This is a genomic window from Microcoleus sp. Pol10D4 (genome assembly GCF_036701555.1).
Taxonomy (GTDB): domain Bacteria; phylum Cyanobacteriota; class Cyanobacteriia; order Cyanobacteriales; family Microcoleaceae; genus Microcoleus.
Window position 1 is genome coordinate 1 of sequence record NZ_JAUBRA010000005.1, and the last position, 20,753, is coordinate 20,753.

Here is a 20,753-nt window from a genome sequence, read left to right on the forward strand (position 1 = left end):
TTTGACCCTTTATGTCCTAGTTTGATTCCGGCGATGCCTTTGGTTTTAAATTGCTTTTTCCAATAACCAATAAAAAACTTACTTACACCCAAAATCTGGCTAATTTCATGGTAGATATTACCTGAGATCGCCATCCTTACAGCTATTGCTCGTTTTAGTTCTCTGGCATCGATATCACTTTTAATGAAAGATTGTAAACAATCTATTTCTTTTTCCCTATCTTTTTGGGTAGTCCCCTGAAGGAAAGGATCGAGAGAATAAAACTGAATTCAAAGAAAAGTAGGCATTTAGAGTTGTAAACTAGCATTGTAATGATGTACGAAGCGCCAAATTGCAGCAATATGATTTTCTAATTTTTTAGAGAAGGCTAAGCTCTTTCTTACCAGTCGAGAAACTCTTTGTCGAAGAGTACAGTTGAAGCGCTCGATATAGCTAGTCAAACCACTGTCTTTATCTACACTTTGATGACGAATGCTTGGCAATACAGAATCATAAGCACTCCAATGGTCTGTATAAATTACTGCACATTGACGGTACACTGGTGGTATTGAATTCCATAAAGATTGAGCCGATACTGCGCTACGATCTCCAATATGTACACCAACAATTTCCCTAGTCTCGGCATCCAATGCCAGCCAGACCCACTGCTGATTCCCTTTACTATCAACGAATGACCATAACTCATCCATCTGAACATTCAAGCGCTTTTTTTCCTTGGGAGTCACCTCTACTTGCTTCTTAACAGCAGCCGCTTGGCTATTGACATATCGCTGCACTGTATCTTCTGACACTTGCAGTACCCGAGCAATCCCCGCTTGAGAAATACGTTCAAGTAACATCCGTGACATTAATTCCTTTTGTTCTTTTGTAATAGGTTTCCATGCCGGATTTAAAACAAATTGACGGCCACATTTTCGACATTTATAGTTTTGTTTACCCTGTCGAGTTTGACCGTTCCGACTAACTTCTTTTGAGCCACAATTAGGACAATGGGGAATCTCTATTGTCATATCACACTATGGTAAACACTTCTCTCTAATAGTAACTTACTCGATCCTTTCCTTCAGGGCACTACCTCTTTTTGGGGCAGTTGTAAGTTATTCATGGTTTTATTGTCACAATCAAGTATTGCATATAATTGTATCATAGTCTTGATAATGATTTAGGATTGCTATACTAGGCATAAACTACGAAAAGTAATAACTTTAATTGTTAACGCTGAGGGTTTGCTCGCTAAAAAAGAAGCATAAATAGAGCGAAAAAAAGATAGCTATTAAAGCGGGAAGCGGCAGCCATCATGAGGAAGATGCAAACAACCCCGTCACACAATAGTTTCATTATTTGATGAGGGACGATCGCCCCAGCAAATTAGGCATATTATCAAAGGATACGCTCGCCTCTGTTCTGGGGGAAACTAAATCCAAACCAAAACTCCAACACGCCCGCCATGCCCAAACTTCCCGAATGCGTAGGCGTAAGCCGGGGTCGAGCCATCGCTGTCTCCTCTACGCCCGCAACCCACACTTAATCTGTGCAGTTCATCCCACAGGCTCAGACACCGACACTTGCCCCGACCTTTGACCAGACCCCAACGCCTAACCCGATGAACTGTGGGAACCCGAAGGGGCAAGCTACTATGGCTGCGAATTGATTCTGCAACCGAGGCAGCGGTGGACACCAGAGAAACAGTTAGAACTTTTGGATACCCACTCACTGTTTACTGGCCGGTGTCTCCAAGGTGAAATGACTTACCCCCAGTATGAAACGCCGCCTGTTCATTGGGATTGTTCGGCTTGCGGATGGATCACTGATTCGGTTTGAGGTGATGGTCATTGGTAACAAGTTAAGCTAATAAAGCATTTGTCAATCAGCAATTATGCTCAACATTTACTCGGATTTTGGGCATAAAACTGAGATTTTGGCGATCGAGGAATCATGCCTACCATGATATTTATACCTACTCCCTATCAAATCGTAAATTTTCCACTCCTAAAAAAGTGGTTTTTTTGAGTAATATTACTGATTGACAAATGCAATTAAGTCTTAGCTTGTCACCAACGGGTGATAGTTGACAAGGATAATTATCAGCAAGGGGAAAACGCTCCCTCGACACCCCACTTGAAAGTGCAGCCGACTAATCCCCCAACAAACACCCAAAACGCGCATTGAGGCAGCACAGTTAACAACACAATCTCATGAGACCACGATTGCCAGAAGCGAAACATGAGCTCACTTTTGTTGAGTAAATTACTATGTTACAATCAGCTCCAATAATAATTAAGTTTTAAAATCGGCCTTAACCTCACGCTCAATTCCCTTGCGATCGCTAGAATAACAATGACTATCAACTTAGCTGGCTATCAATTCGTTGAAACTCTCCACAGCGGGATAAGAACTTCAGTCAATCGCGCTCGGAGGATTTCGGACTTGTCCAGCGTGATCGTCAAAACGCTAAAGGCTGAGTATCCCACTCTTTCTGACATCACCCGCTTGCGGCACGAATATCAAATTCTGCAAAGCTTGAACGTAGAACCGATTATCAAAGCCATTAGTTTAGAAAGCTATAAAAACGGTTTAGCACTGATATTACAAGATTCAGGCTCCGAGTCTCTCAACGATTGGATGAAGGGTAAAAAACTCACAATCATTCAATTTCTTTCTTTGGGTCTCCAGCTTGTCTCTGCCTTAGCAGAAATCCATAAACATAACATTATTCATAAAGATGTAAAGCCACAAAATATAATCATCAACCCAGCCACTGAAAAAGTTCAAATTATTGATTTCAGCATCGCTTCGCGCCTAGAGCGAGAAAATTCGACGCTCAGCCATCCAGATTTGCTCGAAGGCACCCTCGCTTATATGTCGCCCGAACAAACTGGCCGGATGAATCGGTCAATTGACTACCGCACTGATTTTTATTCACTAGGCGTTACCTTCTATGAAATGCTCACAGGCGAGTTGCCCTTTAATTCCACAGACCCGCTGGAATTGGTACACAGCCATATTGCCAAAACTCCCATTCCCCTTCACCAGCTAAATCCTGAAATCCCACCACAAATTTCAGCGATTGCGATGAAGTTATTAGCTAAAAATGCTGAAGACCGCTACCAAAGCACTGAGGGACTAAAATTTGACTTAGAAACTTGCTTGGTAAAACTACAGGCTAGCGGATATATTTCCAACTTTGTTGTTGGAAGTGCGGATAAAGCAGGGCAATTAAATATACCGCAAAAGCTCTACGGTCGCGACCAAGAAATTGAAATAATTATAGAAACTTTCGATCGCGTTGCCAGTGGCACCACCGAATTAATGCTGGTTTCCGGTTATTCCGGGATAGGCAAAACAGTGTTGGTCAATGAAGTTCACAAACCCATTGTGCGGCAACGAGGCTATTTTATTGCGGGTAAATTTGACCAGTTCAAGCGCAATATTCCTTATGCTTCCCTCATTCAAGCATTCCAATCCTTAACTCAGCAACTTCTAACCGAAGGCGAAGCAGAAATCCAAACTTGGAAAGAAAAACTGTTATCCGCTTTAGGCGATAACGGACAAGTCATCATAGATGTTATCCCTGAAGTCGAATTAATTATTGGCAAACAGCCACCCGTAGCAGAATTAGGGGCAACTGAAGCTCAAAATCGTTTCAGTCGCGTGTTTAAACAATTCATTGGCGTATTTACCACTATTGACCATCCCTTAGTTATTTTCCTCGATGACTTGCAGTGGGCGGATTCGGCATCGTTGAAATTAATTGAATTGCTAATAACTGATTCTGATAGCAAGTATTTATTGCTGATTGGGGCATATCGAGATAATGAAGTTTCTCCCACTCATCCGACGATTCAAACGATTGACAAGATTCGCAAAACGGGTGCGACGGTGAATAATATTGTCCTTCAACCATTACACCTGGTTCATGTCGAAGAATTAATTGCGGATACTTTAAATGAATCTGGCGGTTCGGAATCCCTGTCTGTAAAGACGCGAAATTTCGCGTCTCTACTTTTTAATAAAACACAGGGCAATCCTTTCTTCTTAAGTCAACTCCTCAAAACTCTCTATCAAGAAGATTTGTTGACTTATAACTTCACCCCCCTAATCCCCCCTTACCAAGGGGGGACAAAGGGGGGTTGGCAATGGAATATCGAACAAATTCAAGCGATCGGCATCACCGATTACAATGTTGTCGAACTGATTGCTAGAAACATACGCAAATTGCCCGAATATACACAAAAAGTATTAAAATTTGCTGCTTGTATTGGCAACACTTTTAACTTAGAAGTTTTGGCGATTGTTAATCAGGAATCATCCTTAATCACGGCGGCGCAATTGTGGGAAGCACTTCAAGCTGGGTTGATTTTACCTTTGAGCAATGAATACAAAATTCCCCTCGTATTTAGTCAGGAAGAATCGGGCGGTTTTACATTAACTGATGTCAAGGTTGACTACAAGTTTTTACATGACCGAGTGCAGCAAGCTGCCTATTCTTTGATTCCCGATGATCAGAAAAAAGAGACCCACTTAAAAATCGGTCAACTGCTCCTGCAAAGTACAACGCCAGAAGACCGAAAAGAAAATATTTTCGCTTTAGTTAACCAACTCAATTATGGTACAGACTTACTTACAACTGAATCCCAAAAATATGAACTAGCCCAATTGAATCTGATTGCAGGTCAGAAAGCGAAAGCTGCTACAGCCCACGATTCCGCCGTCAAATATTTGCAAGTGGGTTTATCTCTGCTAGCGGTAGATAGTTGGGACAATCGGTATGAACTGGCATTAAGGCTGCATGAGGAAGCAGCAGAGTCAGCATATTTGAGTGGTGATTTTGACGGAATGCAGAGATTCGTTGAGATAGTACAAAACTGCGCCAAAACGCTATTGGACAAAGTAAAAGTGTACGAAGTCCAGATTCAAGCTTATATGGCGCAGAACAAGCTGCTCGAAGCATTGAATACGGGGCTACAAGTCTTAAAGCAGTTGGACGTAGAGTTTCCTGACTCACCAAACCCATCTGATATTGGGCAGGCGCTGGGGGAAACTGCGGCAATTTTGAGCGGAACTCGAATTGAGGACTTAATTGATCTCCCTGAAATGACAGATCCTTATCAATTAGCAGCGATCAGGATTTTGTCAAGTATATTTTCTGCTTGCTATTCTGGGATGCCCGTACTGGTGCCTTTAACAGTGTGCAAACAGGTCAATTTATCCGTTCAATATGGCAATGCTTCTGTGTCTCCCTTTGCATATGCGGTATACAGTCTTCTTCTTTGCGGGGCGGTAGGAGATATTGAGCGGGGCTATGAATTGGGCCAATTAGCTTTACGTCTAGTGTCAAAGTTAAATGGCAAAGAAATCGAAGTCAAGACTTGCCACTTAGTGTATGCTGCCGTTCAACATTGGAAAGAACACGTCCGAAATACCTTAGAACCTTTCCTGGCAGCTTTCTCTACCGGGCTGGAAACTGGAGATTTAGAATATGCTGGCTATGCCGTCATGGTGTGGAGTCATTACTCGTTTTTTGTTGGCAAGCAACTAATGCAACTTGAACGAGAGATAGCAACTTACACAGATGCACTTCATAAAATCAGCCAAGAAACAGCGCTTAATAATACAAAGATTTGTTGGCAAGCCGTCTTAAACATGATGGGAAGCAGCCAAAATTTATGCCAGTTACAGGGGGAAGTATACGATGAAGAGAAAATGCTGCCGCTATACCAGCAAACCAACAATCAACTGGCAATTCATTACTTATACTTGCACAAACTTGCGCTTTGTTATGTGTTTGATAATTACCAGGAAGCCTTACAAAATATCCCTCAAGTAGAAAGTTCTTTCGGCTCATCGACAGGGCAGCTAACTGTTGTTATTTTCTATTTCTACGATTCTCTAATACGGCTAGCTGTGTATCCTGAAACTTCGCCGTCTGACCAACAGGACATTCTTAACCGAGTACAAGCTAATCAAGAAAAGTTGCAAAACTGGGCACATTATGCCCCAATGAATCATCTGCATAAATTCTATTTGGTAGAGGCCGAAAAGCATCGGGTTTTAGGCGAAAAAGTAGAAGCGATCGAGATCTACGACAAAGCGATCGCTCTTGCGAAAGAAAACGAGTACATAAACGAAGAAGCATTGGCTCACGAACTCGCTGCCAAATTTTATTTGTCATGGGGTAAAGAAAAGATTGCCCGCACCTACATGACCGATGCTTATTATGCCTATATGCGCTGGGGAGCTTTAGCTAAAGTTAAACATCTAGAAGAAAAATACCCGCAATTAATAGCGCGATCGCCTGTGGTCACCGAAACCCCTTTCGACCCTACGAGGACAATTCCTCCTTTGACCATTACAGGCGGTCAAACAGAGTTGCTAGACTTGGCAACTGTAATGAAAGCATCTAGTGCCATTTCTAGCGAAATTGTTCTACCTAACTTGCTCACCAAGTTAATGAAAATTTTGATAGAAAATGCAGGTGCTGAAACTGGAGCGCTTATTCTCTCAAAAGAGGGTCAACTTGTTATAGAAGCGGCGGGGACTAAAGATCAAGTCCGAGTGCTAGAATCTTTACCAGTATCAACTTCTGGGCAAGTGCCTATCTCGGTACTTAATTACGTCACCAGAACTCAGAAAGATGTCGTTTTAAATGATTCGGGCCGCGAGGAAATCTTTAACGCCGACCCCTACATTGCCCAACACAAACCAAAATCAATTTTGTGTGCGCCTATCCTATATCAAGGTAAGTTAAGTGCCATCCTGTACCTAGAAAACAACGTGATTGCTGGCGCTTTCACGCCGAAGCGGGTAGAAGTGTTGCGGATGCTATCGGGACAAGTTGCGATCGCCTTAGAAAATGCCAACCTCTATCACACTTTAGAAGTCAAAGTAGAAGAGCGAACCGAGGAATTAAAAGCCAAAAATACGCGCCTAGAAGTAGAAATTCAAGAGAGACAGCGAGCCGAGCAAGCTGCCGAAGCCGCAAACCGCGCCAAGAGCCAATTTCTCGCCAACATGAGCCACGAACTTCGCACACCGCTCAACGGCATTTTAGGTTATACCCAAATCCTCAAACGAGACACAGGTTTAACCAGTCAGCAAAATTCTGGTATTAACATCATTCATCAGTGTGGCGAACACCTCCTAACTCTGATCAATGACGTTCTAGACCTCTCCAAAATCGAAGCCGGAAAAATGGAAATCTACCTCACCGAGTTTCACCTGTCAGACTTTCTCCAAGGCATTACTGAAATCTGCCAGATTCGCGCCCAACAGAAGGGAATCTCTTTGATTTACGAACCGCTAACTCCACTTCCAACTTGCGTCCAAGCCGATGAAAAAAGATTGCGGCAAATTCTGATCAACTTACTCGGTAATGCCATAAAATTCACCGAGAAAGGAGGCGTTAGTTTTAAAGTAGACAGATTGGAGGCTCAGCCATCTTTGTCATCACCAATCGCCAATCCCCAATCCCTAAGAGCGAAATTTATTTTCCAAGTAGAAGATACGGGAATTGGCATCGCGCCGGACGAACTCTCAAAAATATTTTTGCCCTTCGAGCAAGCCAGCGGTTCAGTTAGCCAAATAGAGGGGACAGGATTAGGGCTGCCAATTAGTCGCCAATTAGTGGAGATGATGGGCGGCGAACTGAAAGTACAAAGCTCTTTAGGTAAAGGCAGTATTTTCTGGTTTGAGTTAGAGTTGCCTATTACCGAAAGCTGGGAAGGGTATCAAAAAGAACCTGAAAAAATTATCAGGGGTTTCTCAGGCTCTCAGCAGAAAATTTTAGTCGTTGACGATCGCTGGGAAAATCGCTCTGTCCTAGTTAATCTTTTAGGTCCTATTGGGTTTGAATTAATGGAGGCAACGGACGGTCAAGACTGCGTGAATAAAGCGCTGTTATTTCAACCGGACTGTATTATAATTGACTTAGTAATGCCCGTCATGGACGGCTTTGAAGCGGTGAGGCGGATCAGAAAAATCCCTGCATTGAAAGATGTAATCGCGATCGGAACTTCTGCTAGCATTTTATCCGGCGAACCCCACAGTATTTTCCAGGCGGGTTGCAACGCTTTTCTCCTCAAACCAATTCGGGCAGAAAAGTTATTAGAATGTTTGGGCTACCATTTAGGTTTAGAATGGATTTATGAGGAGCGAACAACTTTCAGTTCAGAAGGTATCTTCACCGATTCCCCTTCTCAAATCCCAGACCAACAACTGATTGCTCCCCCTTCGGAAGAAGTTGCAGTCCTGTTCGATTTAGCCATGAAAGGTGAACTCCTCAGTATTGAGAAGCGAGCCAGCAAGCTGAAGGCAATAGATATGCGTTATGCACCTTTTGCCAATCAGTTGCTTGAATTAACCAAAAACTTTGAAGAAGACAAATTAGTTGAATTTGTTCAACAGTTTAGATGAGGACTAAAAATGACTAGCGAATCTTTAGACAGAGGAACCATTTTAATTGTGGATGATACGCCCACTAATCTGGGTTCAGTATTGGATTTTTTGAGCGCATCTGGCTTCACTGTTTGGGTAGCTCGCAGTGGGTCTAACGCTCTCAAAAAAGTGCAATATAGCCAGCCGGATTTAATTTTGTTGGATGTTCTGATGCCAGAGATGGACGGATTTAAAACCTGTCAACATCTAAAAGCAAGTGACTTAACTAAAGATATCCCAGTCATTTTTATGACCGCGCTAGACGATACAGAAAGCAAAGTCAAAGGCTTTAATGTGGGGGGAGTTGATTATATCACTAAGCCCCTTCAACAGGAAGAAGTTTTAGCTAGGGCTATCACGCACCTGAATCTGCGAAATCTAACTAAAAAGCTTCAGGCGCAAATTGTCGAGCGCGAGCGAGCGCAAGCCGACCTACAAGTTTTGACACAAGAGCTAGAGACGCGAGTAGAACAGCGCACCGCTGAACTTTCCCAAACGAATGAACGCCTCAAGCAGGAGGCTGCTGAACGCAAGCTTGCAGAAGCAGCTTTGCAAGCATCGGAAGCGCGAGAGCGGCACAAAGCCCTAGAACTCGAAAATTCCCTGCACGAACTCAAGGAGCTGCAAAGCCAGCTCATTCAGAGCGAAAAAATGTCCGGGCTAGGCCAACTCGTAGCTGGCGTAGCCCATGAAATCAATAATCCAATTAATTTTATTTATGGAAATCTTTCCTATGCTCTGGAATATTCAAAAGCTTTGGTCACTATCCTTGACCTCTACGAAAAGCACTATCCTAATCCGGCTCCAGATATACAAGCAGAAATCGCAGCAAGCGAGCTAGATTATGTCAAAAACGACTTGCCTAAATTGTTCAAATCGATGTACTTAGGAGCCGATCGCATCCGCGAAATCGTTTTGTCTTTGCGCCTCTTCGCACGGCAAGAAGGATATGAAATGAGATCGGTCAACCTTCACGAAGGCATGGACAGCACGCTGATGATTTTACAGAGCCGACTAAAATTTAAGGCAGACCGCCCCTCGATTGAAGTGGTGCGGGACTATTGCCCAAACCTGCCCGAAGTGGACTGTTATGGGGGAGAAATGAATCAGGTATTTATGAATGTACTTGCAAATGCGATCGATGCTATTGACGAGTGGAACAAGCAGAGATCGCTAGAAGAAATTAAAGCGAATCCTAGCGTGATTCGGATTAGCACAGAAGTAACAAGCAGCAATTGCGTAGTTGTCCGAATTGTGGACAATGGGCCAGGGATCTCAGAAGAGGTTCGTCGCCACGTATTTAACCCGTTTTTTACGACAAAACCCCCCGGTAAGGGCACAGGGATTGGGCTATCTATTAGCTGGCAAATTGTAGTGGAAAAACACCGGGGAAGCTTGGGGTGTGTTTCTGCACCAGGCAGGGGAACAGAGTTTACTATTGAGATTCCGATTCGGCAGGAGTCTCCTGTGTTGTCGCTGTCAGCTTGATGTTATGCAAAAAGCTAGTGAATCCATTGGGTTGATTTTTTAGGACAATTTCAGGATAGAAAGTTAAAAAAACTAAGGGGCGATCGCGCTTCGATGTTACTCTCTAACCCACCACTGATTTCTCACCTACAGAATGAAGTATTCGGGTGCGATAGCCCTCAAAAAAATCCACCTGTAAATAATCTGGATTTTTAACAAATATGTCCGACCATTCGATCGGATTCAACAGCAACGACGTAAGACATAGAGGCAAAGCCTCGCAAGGGATCGACTAAACTAGCCTCGTTCTCTCGCCCAAATGCTGCAACATTGACCTTACACAGCCTGAAGTGATATAGCAGTTTTATCCCACTTTTTGTCTGAGTATTTGATACTCCCGGGCCCTAAAGGGACGGGGATTCTTGAAGAGTTCGTATCTGAACTTTCAAAGGCGAAATCAAAGCGCCTCTACCCACTCAGCTTAGACAAATCCAAACTTTGCGTATACTTTTAGCTTTTGTGCTTTTAGAGTCCACCACTAATGCCAGATAGGTACGCTCAACAACCTGCCTTTTGTTTGCCCTTTAACTATTCCGAATCAAGTTGGATATGTCCGTTGCCGGGATTTCACCGTACTAGGTTGTTTCAACACGTAGATGGTTATTCTTACTTGCTGTGTGTATTATACCAAGAATTGAAGGCGGTTGAAACCGCTGCCGACTTATCCCCGTGTCTGAAGCCAGGGGCTTGCGTCTCGTTTTTCGGTCATATCTTGTCACCCCTTACTTATTGAGAATGACAATGTGCTGCGAAATCTCCCTAAAATGATGGAATCCCTGATTTCTCAAGGATTCCATCTATCGGAGCGGCGGGATTTGAACCCACGACCCCTACTACCCCAAAGTAGTGCGCTACCAAGCTGCGCTACGCCCCGACAGCTTTAATAGCTTAGCATAGAATTCCCGAAAAAGTCAAAAAACTTTTAAAACTTTTGCAGCCTGCACCAAAGTCGGAACCACAGCCGTCGGCCAAAAACCCTCGCACCTCCTGCCAGCATTCAAGATCAATTGCACGCTGTAAGCTTCGGGATAGCCTTCCACCTGCACCCACAGCAAGTCGCTTTCAGCTTCAATAGCTATTTTTTCCTCGTCCATTAACTCAGAAGCCATTTGACTCATTGCGCCTGCTAATTGCCCCAACAATCGGCAAAAATCGTTTAACTCAGCCTCCGTGAGTTCGATCGCCCAACCGTCGCCAGCCACCAAACCCTTAAACTCCTGGGCCTCTGGGTTCCATCCCAAACGCCACCCAACACCCGTTTTAATTACACGTTCCACCATTGAGGGATTTTAGATTTTAGATTTTAGATTTTAGATTTTAGATTAGTAGGACTTACCCATAAATACGAAAGAAAACGGGTTTTTTACTTGTGTTAAAAGCTCAAATGCAGTATTTCCATAAAAAACCCGGTTTCTGCATTCGTGAGTATTAAGGTGCCAGCAACTTCGCATCTCCCGGCTGCGGCTGCGGTATCTCCGGCGAACTCGATCGCCCTTGTGGTTTTTCGCCCGTCGGTGTGCGCCCACGCCCGGAAGTCTCGGTAAAGACATCAACCAAAGCTTGAACCAAAGCATCCCGCTGTGCTCTATTTAACCTTTGAATAGCAGCGCGATCCTGTTCCATCGGATTTGACCGCAAAACGTCGTTTCCCGGATACACGCTTTCCACCAAATAATCGGGAGTCGCGCCCAAATAGTCAGCTAAACTCAACTTCCAATCAAAGCGGTAATTGGGCGGGCGTCCTTTGACAAATACGTGATATCGAATCAACCGCCCGACTAAAGTATTGGTAGAATCGACTTTTCCAGTTTCCTTGGAAATGTAGTTATTTTCGATCGGGAAATCCGGCAATTTTTCGTACACCAATTTCCACGCATCTTGCACCCTCACTTGCAACGGCGCAGATTCTTGAGCAACCCGCTGCACAGACGCAGACTCAGAACTCCGCAGCAGCGAAGGTTCCAAAGCCGACAGACTCAGTTCGCCCGATTCCAATACCCAACTCAAAAGCGTGAAAATCGCCACACTCAAAGTAACGAACAGAAAACTCAAGGCCAGCTTTAATTTCTTCACAGTTTTGATAATAATTTCAAAAATAGAATAATTTCATAAACTTACCTCCAAGCAGATGTCCTAGTTTATAATTTTAGGACTTAGGAAAAGAAACCCGGTTTAGGAAAATCAGAAGTTTGTCAACGAGACAGCTAAGAAGAAACCGGGTTTCTCGCCCTGGCCCGCCAGTCTAGTTTGAAAAAGTTTTGAGTGTGAAGTTTAAAAAAATTGCTCGCAATTCACCACTCAAAACCCAAAACTCCCGAAGTCTAGATGTCTCCGATAATTTCCGGCTGAGTCAGTTCGTCCGACATCTCAAATATTGCCCGCATTACAGGTTTCATTTGATGGTCGTCCATATTGTCAAAATCTTCATAGCGACGGCGTTTTGCGCGGTTCGCCACCTGCACCGTAATCCGATAGCGGTTGGATGCAGCACTGATCAATTCTTCCGCCCGACGGGTTAGCTGAGTTGAATCGAAGGGTGGACGCTTATTAGCCATGAGACTACCTACTTTATGTAATGTTACATTCTAGTCTAGTATGTCAAGATTCATAATTTATTAACTGAGTATCATTGCTTATGCAGGTAGCAACAGCCTATTCCTTTGGTCACTTGCATCGGGGAAACTCTCATCCCCTCAAATTGGTTGCTTTCGGTGACAGCTTAATCTACGGTTTCGGCGACGGTGTAGGCGGTGGCTGGGTGGAAAGATTGCGGCGCCAGTGGATGTTACCGGAGAGTGCAGGACACGTTTTATACAATTTGGGGGTTCGGGGCGATCGCACCTATCAAGTCTCCCAGCGGCTCGAAAACGAGTTTCGCCACCGTGGCGAACTGAGAAACCGCGTCCCGGATGCGATTATTCTTTCGGTAGGTCTCAACGATTCGGCGAGAGTGCAGTCGCCTACCGGGCGCAGCTACACTGAGTTTGAACATTTTAAAACTGTTTTGGATCATTTATTAAACCTGTCCCAACAACTTTGTCCGGTGATATTTGTCGGGATGGTGCCGGTGGATGAAAGTAAAATGCCTTTTCAAGATTGTTTGTATTACAGTCATGCTGACCAATATCGGTATAAAGAAGCAACGAAATTAGCTTGTGAGTTGCGGGGAATTCCCTATTTAGATATTTTTGATAAATGGGTAAATCGGGGCAGTGATTGGTGGCGATCGCGCTTGATTGCAGATGGGCTTCATCCCAATGCAGCGGGCTATCAATCTTTATTTGAAGATGTGACAAGTTGGGAACCGATCGCCAGCATTAGTCATTAGTCATTAGTCAGTAGTCATTAGTCATCAGTAAAAATGAAGTAGGGTGCGTCAGCTAGCATTATTTCTGCTACAAACTAAGAATCTCACAACTGACCCACTCCCGCAAAAAACGGTACGTCAGAGTCATACTTTCCGTGCAAATAGAAAATCTCAAACCTCACGCACCCTAACACTGATTGTATTCTTCACCATCAAGTGAAACTTGATAAAATGCTCAGTAACCAGGTGGGTGTTGCAAACTACCAACCATTTTGTCGATCGCCTCTGCGATCGCCAACAACTCCATTTCACGCCACCGCTTACCAACAATTTGCATTCCAATCGGTAAACCATTTTGAGTTTGTCCAATTGGAATTACCACCGCAGGATGTCCACTAAGATTAAAGGGCATGGTATAAGATCCGTTTGCCACTGAATAAGGATAGGATCTGCCATCAATGTCAACGGCATTCCAAGCGGGACGGTGAGTAAACGCAGCGGTTGCGGCAACCGGACAAAGCCATACATCCCACGGTTCTAATGCCTCATCTATATGGGCAGTAAAGCGATCGCGCTGTGTGAGTACCTCGAAATATCTTTTCAAACTTGGATTCAATATCTCAGGTAGCAATCTGCTGAAATCTCCCAATTTTCGGAGTTCCTTGTCGCCTTGGGTGGCGGTGCGAAAGATTAACTCTAAACTACGACGCAGGTTATATCTATCCTGCGGTTGAGCGTAGATAGTGAGGTACATTGAGATCCGTCCGTAGAGATTCAATATTTGGGAAAGGTCAAAGTCTTTGGGAAGCCAGCGTTCGGTTTGGACACCTGCGTGAGAGAGTGTCTGCACGATCGACTCCATAGCTGCTCGAATTTCAGAAGCAACGGGAACTTCGGCCCATTCAGCAGTCCAAGCGATTTTGAGATGCTGCAAAGGCTTGCCAGAGGGTCGATCGAGCGGAACCGGTGGGACATCAGGGCGCCGCAGATCCGCGCCTGCAATTAACGAAAAACAAAGCCGGATGTCTTCGATTGATCGAGCAAAACACCCAACGGTCATCATTTGCCGAATAGACAGTGGCATTCCCGGCACTTCAGGAATCTGCCCTGCTGTAGAAATACGGCGATCTGTCGGCTTTAAACCATATATGCCGCAGAAATGAGCAGGCTGACGCACCGAACCCCCGAAATCATTCCCCAAATCCAAGGGTGAAAGTCCTGCTGCGACAGCCGCGGCACTCCCCCCAGAACTGCCTCCAGGTGTGTAGTCAAGATGCCAAGGATTATTCACCCGTGGAAACAGAGAATTTATGCTTTGATAATCGGCAGCCAGTTCCGCCATGTTGGTTTTTCCCATGATGACAGCACCTGCTGCCCGCAATCTCGCAACAGCAGTTGCATCCTGTTGAGGCACATAATCTTTGAGGGGAATATAGCCTGCTGTGGTGCGGAGTCCGGCTGTTTCAAAAATGTCTTTAATCGTGATGGGAACGCCATGTAAAGCACCCCAGTTTTCTCCTCTGGCTAGGGCTTCATCTGCAAGTCTTGCTCTTGTACGAGCATTGTCTTCATCCAGGGTACAAATGGCGTTTAATTGCGAGTTGTGCTTTGCGATTTGAGTAAGGTAAGCGTCCAGAACTTCGACGGCAGAGACTTCGCGATCGCGAATCATTCGCGCTAGCTGATGGGCAGAGGCAAACGTCAGGCTACTCATAAGCAACAAACAGGTATTTCTCGATCGAGTCAATTATATTCGCTTTTAGTTAATATATAGCAATCCTTGCAGGAGTCGTAAATTTTTTACCCCACCCCAACCCTCCCCTTATTAAGGGGAGGGAGTAAGAAATTCACAAATGATTTAGGATTTATATAGTTAACTAATATCAAACGGCTTTGTTCCTAAATCCTGTTAATTGCAGACACCAGGTAGATAAGGGAGATAAGCAACATAAGGATTTTAAGGAATTTAAGCATTTTAAAATCCCCCACTCAGAATAAAAATATTTATTTTAAACGACCGTATCTTCCCCACACTAAAAATAAAAGCATTCAATAATGATTACATAAGTGAGGAAAAAAGCCATTTCGGGCAGAATCAATCAGCCTATCAAAAGCTTAGTTCTCCTCAATAAAAAAATTGTGTAAATTGGAGAATCAAAAAATGTCTGTATTACATCGCATCAAATCCGGTACATCTGTTTTATTAACCTTGGGAACCGTTGCCGGAACCGCAGCGCCGATGCTAGCTCCCGCGCCTTCTTTTGCTCAGACAGCTTTTTCGGATGTTAATAGTAACTACTGGGCAAAAGACTTTATTCAAGATTTGTCAGAAAGAGGAATTATCAAAGGATTTCCCGATGGTAGTTTTCGGCCGGATGCACCGGTAACGCGGGCTGAATTCGCGGCAATGGTGCGTTCTGTGAAAAAGGCAAAAACCCGCGGTGCTGTAAGGTTTGCCGATGTTCCGTCTAATTTTTGGGCAAGCGGGGCGATCGCCGAAGCTTACGAAATGGGATGGATGTCTGGCTATCCCGGCAATGTTTTCAGACCGGCACAGCAGATTCCTCGCGTTCAAGTTGTAGTCGCTTTAAATAACGGCATGGGCTATGAGCCTACGTGCGATTTTCAAGATGTTCTCAGCTACTATAGCGATGCTGGTGAGATTCAAAGTTATGCTGTCAAAAGCGTTGCTGCTGCTACTGAAAAACAGTTGGTTGTCAGCTATCCCAATCCTAAATCTCTCAAACCGAACAAGTCAGCAACGCGAGCTGAAGTAGCTGCTTTTATCTATCAAACATTAGTGAGTAGCAATCAAGCAAGAGCAATTAATTCTCCTTACATTGCTAAGATTGATGTTAGCGAGTCGGTTGCTGTGCAAATTCCCAGCGGGGTGACTATCCCAATCGAGTATGCAAAAGGCAAGATTTTGCTCGGCCCCAATGACAAGTCTCCAATTACGCTGACTGTAGCTTCGGATATCACGGGCAATAATGGCCAAGTGCTGATACCGGAAGGGTCGAAAATTAGTGGCGAATTGCGATCGACTGCTTCGGGCGTTCAGTTTGTGGCTCAAGAATTAAGTATCATCAACGGCAGCAGAGTGCCTCTCAATGCCACTTCGCAAATGATTACTAGGAAAGAAACTGTTACCAAGGGTGTTAATGTTGGTAATCTGGTTAAGAATACGGCGTTGGGTGCAGCAGCAGCGGCGGCGATCGCAGGTGTTACGGGCGATCGGGCGATCGCGACTGAAGAGGTGCTCGGCGGTGCGGGAATCGGGACTTTGATCGGGGTGTTTTTGGGTCGAGATAAAGTCGATTTGTATGCTGTTAATCCTGACACCGATTTAGATTTGCTGTTGAAGTCCGATTTGGTAGTTGGTACTGCCAGCACAGGCATTTGTAGCGCTCGATAGAGCCGATACTAGGAAATTTTTTAAACCCCTCGCCTTGCAGGAGAGGGGCTTTAATTTGTATATTTTACCTCGCTACAGGTGCATCTAATCAAATAATTAGCCAGCGATTTTCTTGAAGTGTGAATTCCTACGGACATCCCAAACTTTCGCGGGTAGAAACTCCCGTCACGGGATTGACACCATCTGCTTTCTCGCACAGGAGAGTCACTTGATAAGCGTCGATAATCGCGTCACTAAAATCAGCGCCGGAAATTGCAGCATCAAAAAACCGAGTTCGAGTCATAATTGCCTCGGAAAAATTAGCATTCGTCAAATTAGCGCCATCAAATGTAACTCTATCTGCCAAAGCACCGGAGAGGTTGGCACCTGACAAGTTGGCATTCAGCAAAACTCCCTTAGTCAAAATCGCATTAGTTAAATCAGCACCTTGAAAATTGGTTCCCCGCATTTCAGCAGCGACAAATGTTCCCCCCGCTAAATCCGAGTTGGAAAAATCGCGATCGGACAAATTAATATTTGTGTAATTAATATTAGTTTTCGGCAGGGCAAATGCCGGAGTAGCACTCAGCAGCACCCACCCAACAGCCAACACTAAACTTAAAACCAGGCTCAGGAATATTCGGAAAACACTTTTCATGATGATGGGAATGGGGAATTGGGCATAGTTGACTGTTGACTGCTGACTGTTGACTGTTAACTGCTGACTAATGACTAATGACTAATTAAAATCGCTTTACCCAATCTTCGCCAACGCTAAGTGTCAAGTCAGAATTGATTTCACCCGTAGAAGATGCTTCAATTTTACCGCCACCTAACTCTTTTTGCAGTAGATTCGCTGCCTCTAAATCGCCTTGCTGAACAATAATTTGACTTTGACGCTGCTTCAGGGGCGCATCCTGCACAACAGATACATTAAAAAAGCCCTTTTTTGTGAGAAAGTCAGCAACGTTTTTTGCAGTTGTCGGTTTGCTAGAAGCGTTTTGGACAGATATTTTGAGGTTTTTGGGCAACAGGGACTCGCTGGGAGTGCGAAATCGTCCTTGTTCAAAATCCGGCACGCTCTGGTTCAAGTATTGTGTCATAATGCGATCGCGCCCGAGAACATCTACAATCCAATAACTCCTCAAATCCCCTGTTTCTGAACTAGAACGTCCAGGCAACATTACCATTTTAAAATTATCTCGCTCCAATTGCAAACCGAAATTGGCTAGCGTCAATATTTCCTCATAACTTAGGTTTGTATCCACATATTTTTGCATCAATCGAACAATTTGTGGCAAGCGCACCAATGCTGATGGACTTGCGAGGCGGTCCCGAATAGCTTGAATTAAAGATTGCTGCCGTTGAATGCGGCCAATATCTCCTAAACCGTCGTTGCGAAATCGAGCAAATTGTTCTGCCTGTTCTCCGTTGAGAGTTTGCCATCCCTGCCCTAAGTTTATTTTTAACTTTTGAGCGGTATCTGTATAGGACATCGCGCGAGGTACAAATACCTCAATTCCGCCCAACAAATCGACTAATTCCTGAAACGCATTACTGCTGACTCGCACGTATCGTTCAATTTTCGTATTGTTCAGCATACTGCTAACCAATCGCGTGGCCAAAGCTGCTCCTCCTCTAGCATTGGCTTCGTTGATTTTGCTGAAGCTAATTCCAGCATCTTCGACTTTAGTATCTCGTGGAACTGAAAGCAAACTAATAGATTTATCTCTAGGTTCGAGGTGCAATAAGAGTATTGTATCGCTGCGACCGTTAAATATCTTAGGGGAATTGGCGGCAGATTCTGGCACACTGTCAATTCCCAATATCAAGACATTAACTGACCGCGACAGGCGGTATCCAGAGCGGTTGGAGGATAGATAGTCAAAGCCAGTCGCCTCTAATACTCTATTGATAATTGGCGGTTCCACGGGAGCTAAAAGGGCGGTAATTGCACCCAATGTGGCCGAGATGGCGGCTGTGAAAACCAGGAAAAATAGCCCCACTATATACAGGAAGAATTTAGGCTTTTTTCTAGAAATTTGATCGACTGGTGTAACAAAGTCTCTTTTAAAAATTGACAAGTTTTTCATAGACTTGCTGTTGGTTATTGCAGTTTTTCAGCTTTGCAGTAAAACTTGGGCGGTGCTTCTAGAAAGTATTTGAACATAGCCGGACACAGCCAGCCTTCGAGATTTTTCGATTCCCACCGATACCAGTTACCGCCGTATTCTGCTTTCAACCACAGCATTTCTGCTTGATATCCGGGAAATGGATTGGCTGAAAATAAAAGTCGGAAACCTTGGGCGGCATTGGGAATGTCTGCCACAAGCGCGTTAATCATTTCGGGGACGCCCTGAACAAATGGTTCTCGGACAAGTCCGACTCGCTCGTCGTCAAAAACCCAGGTGTACTGTTCGCGATAGGGGTAAATTACCATCATGGCATTGGACATGGTATTCGCCTCTTTTCATTTCCTTTGTTTTGTCTGCAAAAATGCAAGTGTGGATACATTATATTCTGTTGCGCGGAAGTTGTGCGCTATCCGCTTTGACAACCCTGTTTTAACTTAGGATTTTTCGCGGGTTATTTACAAATTTTATTCGGTTTCGGCGGATTGGCTAAGTTTAGGGCTATGGGGCTTTAGATCTATTTTTTGGTTTTTTAAATTTTATGTAAAAACTATCTCAATTCAATAGGAACAAAGGTGATTCCTTGCAGAATTTTTACTCTTAGGGTGAATATTTGTATAACCATTACTACGTTTATAGTAAGGATAAATAGTCTGTATTCTCCCAAACTATGAGAACCGACACCCTAACTAAAAACCTATAACTGTTTGTAGCTGGGTGTGATGTTTCTTTTCGGGAAGCTCCAGCTCAAATTCTCGTCAGCTCAACCAGGGCATTAGCTAAATATTGATACTGCGGCAAAGTATTGTATAACTGAGCCGAAATCCTCACCAACTGCTTACTAGCATTTGGCCAAGGAATCACCGGTACTTCAATTTTAAAAATCTCCCATAGCGCCTCTTGCAAAGGTGGAATTCCTCCCTTTGCAACCTCATCAGATTGAGAGTCTGCCAGTGGCACAACTGCCATCGAACCCACCATTTCATCAGGACAAGGTAGTGGCAAATCTAATTTGTCAGCCAATATTTTTCTCCCCGCCAACGCTAAAGCATGATTCTTTGCCCTCAATTCAGGCCAGCCGCCGCTCAACAAAGAACCCATAAAATCAATAGCTACAGGTACGCACAAATAGGGACTCGGATCGACTGTTCCCATCCAGTCAAATTCTAGTTGAAAGCGCGATTTATCAGCGCGGGGAGAGTTAGCACCGTGACTGATCGTAGTTGGGCGAATGGCATTTTGCTTGTCGCGCCGCACGTATAAAAAGCCCGCACCTTTCGGCGCACACAGCCACTTGTGGCAATTTCCCGTATAGTAAGCCGCGCCAATTTCCTCTAAATTAAGTGCTACCATTCCCGGCGCGTGAGCTCCGTCTACCAATACATCTATGCCACGGTTAGCTAACTCACCGACTAATTGTTTGATGGGAAATATTAAACCTGTTTGGCTGACAACGTGGTCTAATAAAGCTAACTTTGTTTGCGGTGAAACGCACTTAATTATTGCTTCAATAATTTGGTCGGGTGACTCAATGGGAAAGGGGACTTCTGCTACTATTACTTTAGCGCCTGTGCGCTCGGCTACAAAGTTAAGTGTGTTGCGGCAAGCGTTGTATTCCTGATTTGTAGTTAGCAATTCGTCGCCCGGAGAAAAACAGAGCGATCGCAAAACAGCATTTACTCCCGTCGTGGCATTCGGGACAAACGCCAAGTCATCCTCAGCCGCACCGAGAAATGCTGCTAACTGATTTCTCGCATTATCCAACAAGGGTTCAAATTCCCGCAGAAGGAAGCGCAATGGTTCTCTTTCCAGTTGTTCTCGAAAAATAGTTTGCGCTTCCAGTACGGGAATCGGACAAGCCCCAAAAGAGCCGTGATTGAGGAAAGTTATATCGCGATCTAGCAACCAATATTGGTTAATCATTAGTAATTAGTAATTAGTAATTAGTCAGTCAACAGTC

The 20,753-nt window shown here is 44.3% G+C and carries 14 protein-coding genes and 1 tRNA gene; 4 read left to right on the plus strand and 11 right to left on the minus strand.

Features of this window, described 5'->3' with window-relative positions:
- Both QUA36_RS31260 and QUA36_RS04335 read right to left on the minus strand, forming a co-directional pair.
- Positions 1-269, minus strand: a 269-nt coding sequence (locus QUA36_RS31260; protein WP_445301419.1) for a helix-turn-helix domain-containing protein, incomplete at its 3' end; no start/stop codon positions are given.
- An 18-nt stretch (positions 270-287) separates the two neighbouring features.
- Positions 288-1,010 (minus strand): IS1 family transposase, encoded by a 723-nt coding sequence (locus QUA36_RS04335; protein ID WP_333455773.1) that lies wholly within the window; start codon positions 1,008-1,010, stop codon positions 288-290.
- A gap of 1,327 nt (positions 1,011-2,337) precedes the next feature.
- Between QUA36_RS04335 and QUA36_RS04340 the strand changes: the two genes are divergently transcribed.
- Positions 2,338-8,412, plus strand: coding sequence for an AAA family ATPase (locus QUA36_RS04340; RefSeq protein WP_333455775.1), 6,075 nt, complete (start codon positions 2,338-2,340; stop codon positions 8,410-8,412).
- A gap of 9 nt (positions 8,413-8,421) precedes the next feature.
- Positions 8,422-9,921, plus strand: coding sequence for a response regulator (locus QUA36_RS04345; RefSeq protein ID WP_333164107.1), 1,500 nt, complete (start codon positions 8,422-8,424; stop codon positions 9,919-9,921).
- An 839-nt stretch (positions 9,922-10,760) separates the two neighbouring features.
- Here QUA36_RS04345 and QUA36_RS04350 read toward each other — a convergent pair.
- The 4 genes from QUA36_RS04350 to QUA36_RS04365 form a co-directional block, all read right to left on the minus strand.
- Positions 10,761-10,834 (minus strand) — tRNA-Pro (locus QUA36_RS04350).
- A gap of 37 nt (positions 10,835-10,871) precedes the next feature.
- The gene (locus tag QUA36_RS04355) at positions 10,872-11,240 is read right to left on the minus strand and encodes a DUF1818 family protein (RefSeq protein ID WP_333164104.1); all 369 of its coding nucleotides are present in this window, start codon (positions 11,238-11,240) and stop codon (positions 10,872-10,874) included.
- 148 nt (positions 11,241-11,388) lie between these two features.
- Positions 11,389-12,033: a hypothetical protein gene (locus QUA36_RS04360; RefSeq protein WP_333164101.1), complete on the minus strand. Its 645-nt coding sequence runs from the start codon at positions 12,031-12,033 to the stop codon at positions 11,389-11,391.
- Positions 12,034-12,281: 248 nt separating this feature from the next.
- Positions 12,282-12,515: a DNA-directed RNA polymerase subunit omega gene (locus QUA36_RS04365; RefSeq protein WP_333164099.1), complete on the minus strand. Its 234-nt coding sequence runs from the start codon at positions 12,513-12,515 to the stop codon at positions 12,282-12,284.
- An 80-nt stretch (positions 12,516-12,595) separates the two neighbouring features.
- Between QUA36_RS04365 and QUA36_RS04370 the strand changes: the two genes are divergently transcribed.
- On the plus strand, positions 12,596-13,288 hold the full coding sequence (locus QUA36_RS04370; RefSeq protein ID WP_333164096.1) for a GDSL-type esterase/lipase family protein: 693 nt from the start codon (positions 12,596-12,598) through the stop codon (positions 13,286-13,288).
- 214 nt (positions 13,289-13,502) lie between these two features.
- On the opposite strand, the gene QUA36_RS04375 is transcribed toward QUA36_RS04370, so the two are convergent.
- On the minus strand, positions 13,503-14,981 hold the full coding sequence (locus QUA36_RS04375; protein WP_333455778.1) for an amidase: 1,479 nt from the start codon (positions 14,979-14,981) through the stop codon (positions 13,503-13,505).
- A gap of 447 nt (positions 14,982-15,428) precedes the next feature.
- Here QUA36_RS04375 and QUA36_RS04380 point away from each other — a divergent pair, with 447 nt between their 5' ends.
- A complete protein-coding gene (locus QUA36_RS04380) occupies positions 15,429-16,682 on the plus strand; it encodes an S-layer homology domain-containing protein (RefSeq protein ID WP_333455780.1) in 1,254 nt (417 codons plus the stop codon).
- Between the two features lie 127 nt (positions 16,683-16,809).
- Here the strand turns inward: QUA36_RS04380 and QUA36_RS04385 are convergent, their stop codons facing one another.
- The 4 genes from QUA36_RS04385 to QUA36_RS04400 form a co-directional block, all read right to left on the minus strand.
- Entirely contained in the window at positions 16,810-17,319 is a 510-nt protein-coding gene (locus tag QUA36_RS04385) for a pentapeptide repeat-containing protein (RefSeq protein WP_333455782.1), read from the minus strand.
- An 85-nt stretch (positions 17,320-17,404) separates the two neighbouring features.
- On the minus strand, positions 17,405-18,754 hold the full coding sequence (locus QUA36_RS04390; protein WP_333455519.1) for an LCP family protein: 1,350 nt from the start codon (positions 18,752-18,754) through the stop codon (positions 17,405-17,407).
- A 14-nt stretch (positions 18,755-18,768) separates the two neighbouring features.
- Positions 18,769-19,116, minus strand: a complete 348-nt coding sequence (locus QUA36_RS04395) for a DUF6717 family protein (protein WP_333168680.1) — start codon at positions 19,114-19,116, stop codon at positions 18,769-18,771.
- A 424-nt stretch (positions 19,117-19,540) separates the two neighbouring features.
- On the minus strand, positions 19,541-20,716 hold the full coding sequence (locus QUA36_RS04400; RefSeq protein ID WP_333455784.1) for an aminotransferase class V-fold PLP-dependent enzyme: 1,176 nt from the start codon (positions 20,714-20,716) through the stop codon (positions 19,541-19,543).
- Positions 20,717-20,753 lie beyond the last annotated feature (37 nt).

Coding starts and splice junctions, on each gene's coding strand:
- QUA36_RS04335 (WP_333455773.1), bottom strand. CDS start 1,010: ATGACAATAGAGATTCCCCATTGTCCTAATTGTGGCTCAAAAGAAGTT.
- QUA36_RS04340 (WP_333455775.1), top strand. CDS start 2,338: ATGACTATCAACTTAGCTGGCTATCAATTCGTTGAAACTCTCCACAGC.
- QUA36_RS04345 (WP_333164107.1), top strand. CDS start 8,422: ATGACTAGCGAATCTTTAGACAGAGGAACCATTTTAATTGTGGATGAT.
- QUA36_RS04355 (WP_333164104.1), bottom strand. CDS start 11,240: ATGGTGGAACGTGTAATTAAAACGGGTGTTGGGTGGCGTTTGGGATGG.
- QUA36_RS04365 (WP_333164099.1), bottom strand. CDS start 12,515: ATGGCTAATAAGCGTCCACCCTTCGATTCAACTCAGCTAACCCGTCGG.
- QUA36_RS04370 (WP_333164096.1), top strand. CDS start 12,596: ATGCAGGTAGCAACAGCCTATTCCTTTGGTCACTTGCATCGGGGAAAC.
- QUA36_RS04375 (WP_333455778.1), bottom strand. CDS start 14,981: ATGAGTAGCCTGACGTTTGCCTCTGCCCATCAGCTAGCGCGAATGATT.
- QUA36_RS04380 (WP_333455780.1), top strand. CDS start 15,429: ATGTCTGTATTACATCGCATCAAATCCGGTACATCTGTTTTATTAACC.
- QUA36_RS04385 (WP_333455782.1), bottom strand. CDS start 17,319: ATGAAAAGTGTTTTCCGAATATTCCTGAGCCTGGTTTTAAGTTTAGTG.
- QUA36_RS04390 (WP_333455519.1), bottom strand. CDS start 18,754: ATGAAAAACTTGTCAATTTTTAAAAGAGACTTTGTTACACCAGTCGAT.
- QUA36_RS04395 (WP_333168680.1), bottom strand. CDS start 19,116: ATGTCCAATGCCATGATGGTAATTTACCCCTATCGCGAACAGTACACC.
- QUA36_RS04400 (WP_333455784.1), bottom strand. CDS start 20,716: ATGATTAACCAATATTGGTTGCTAGATCGCGATATAACTTTCCTCAAT.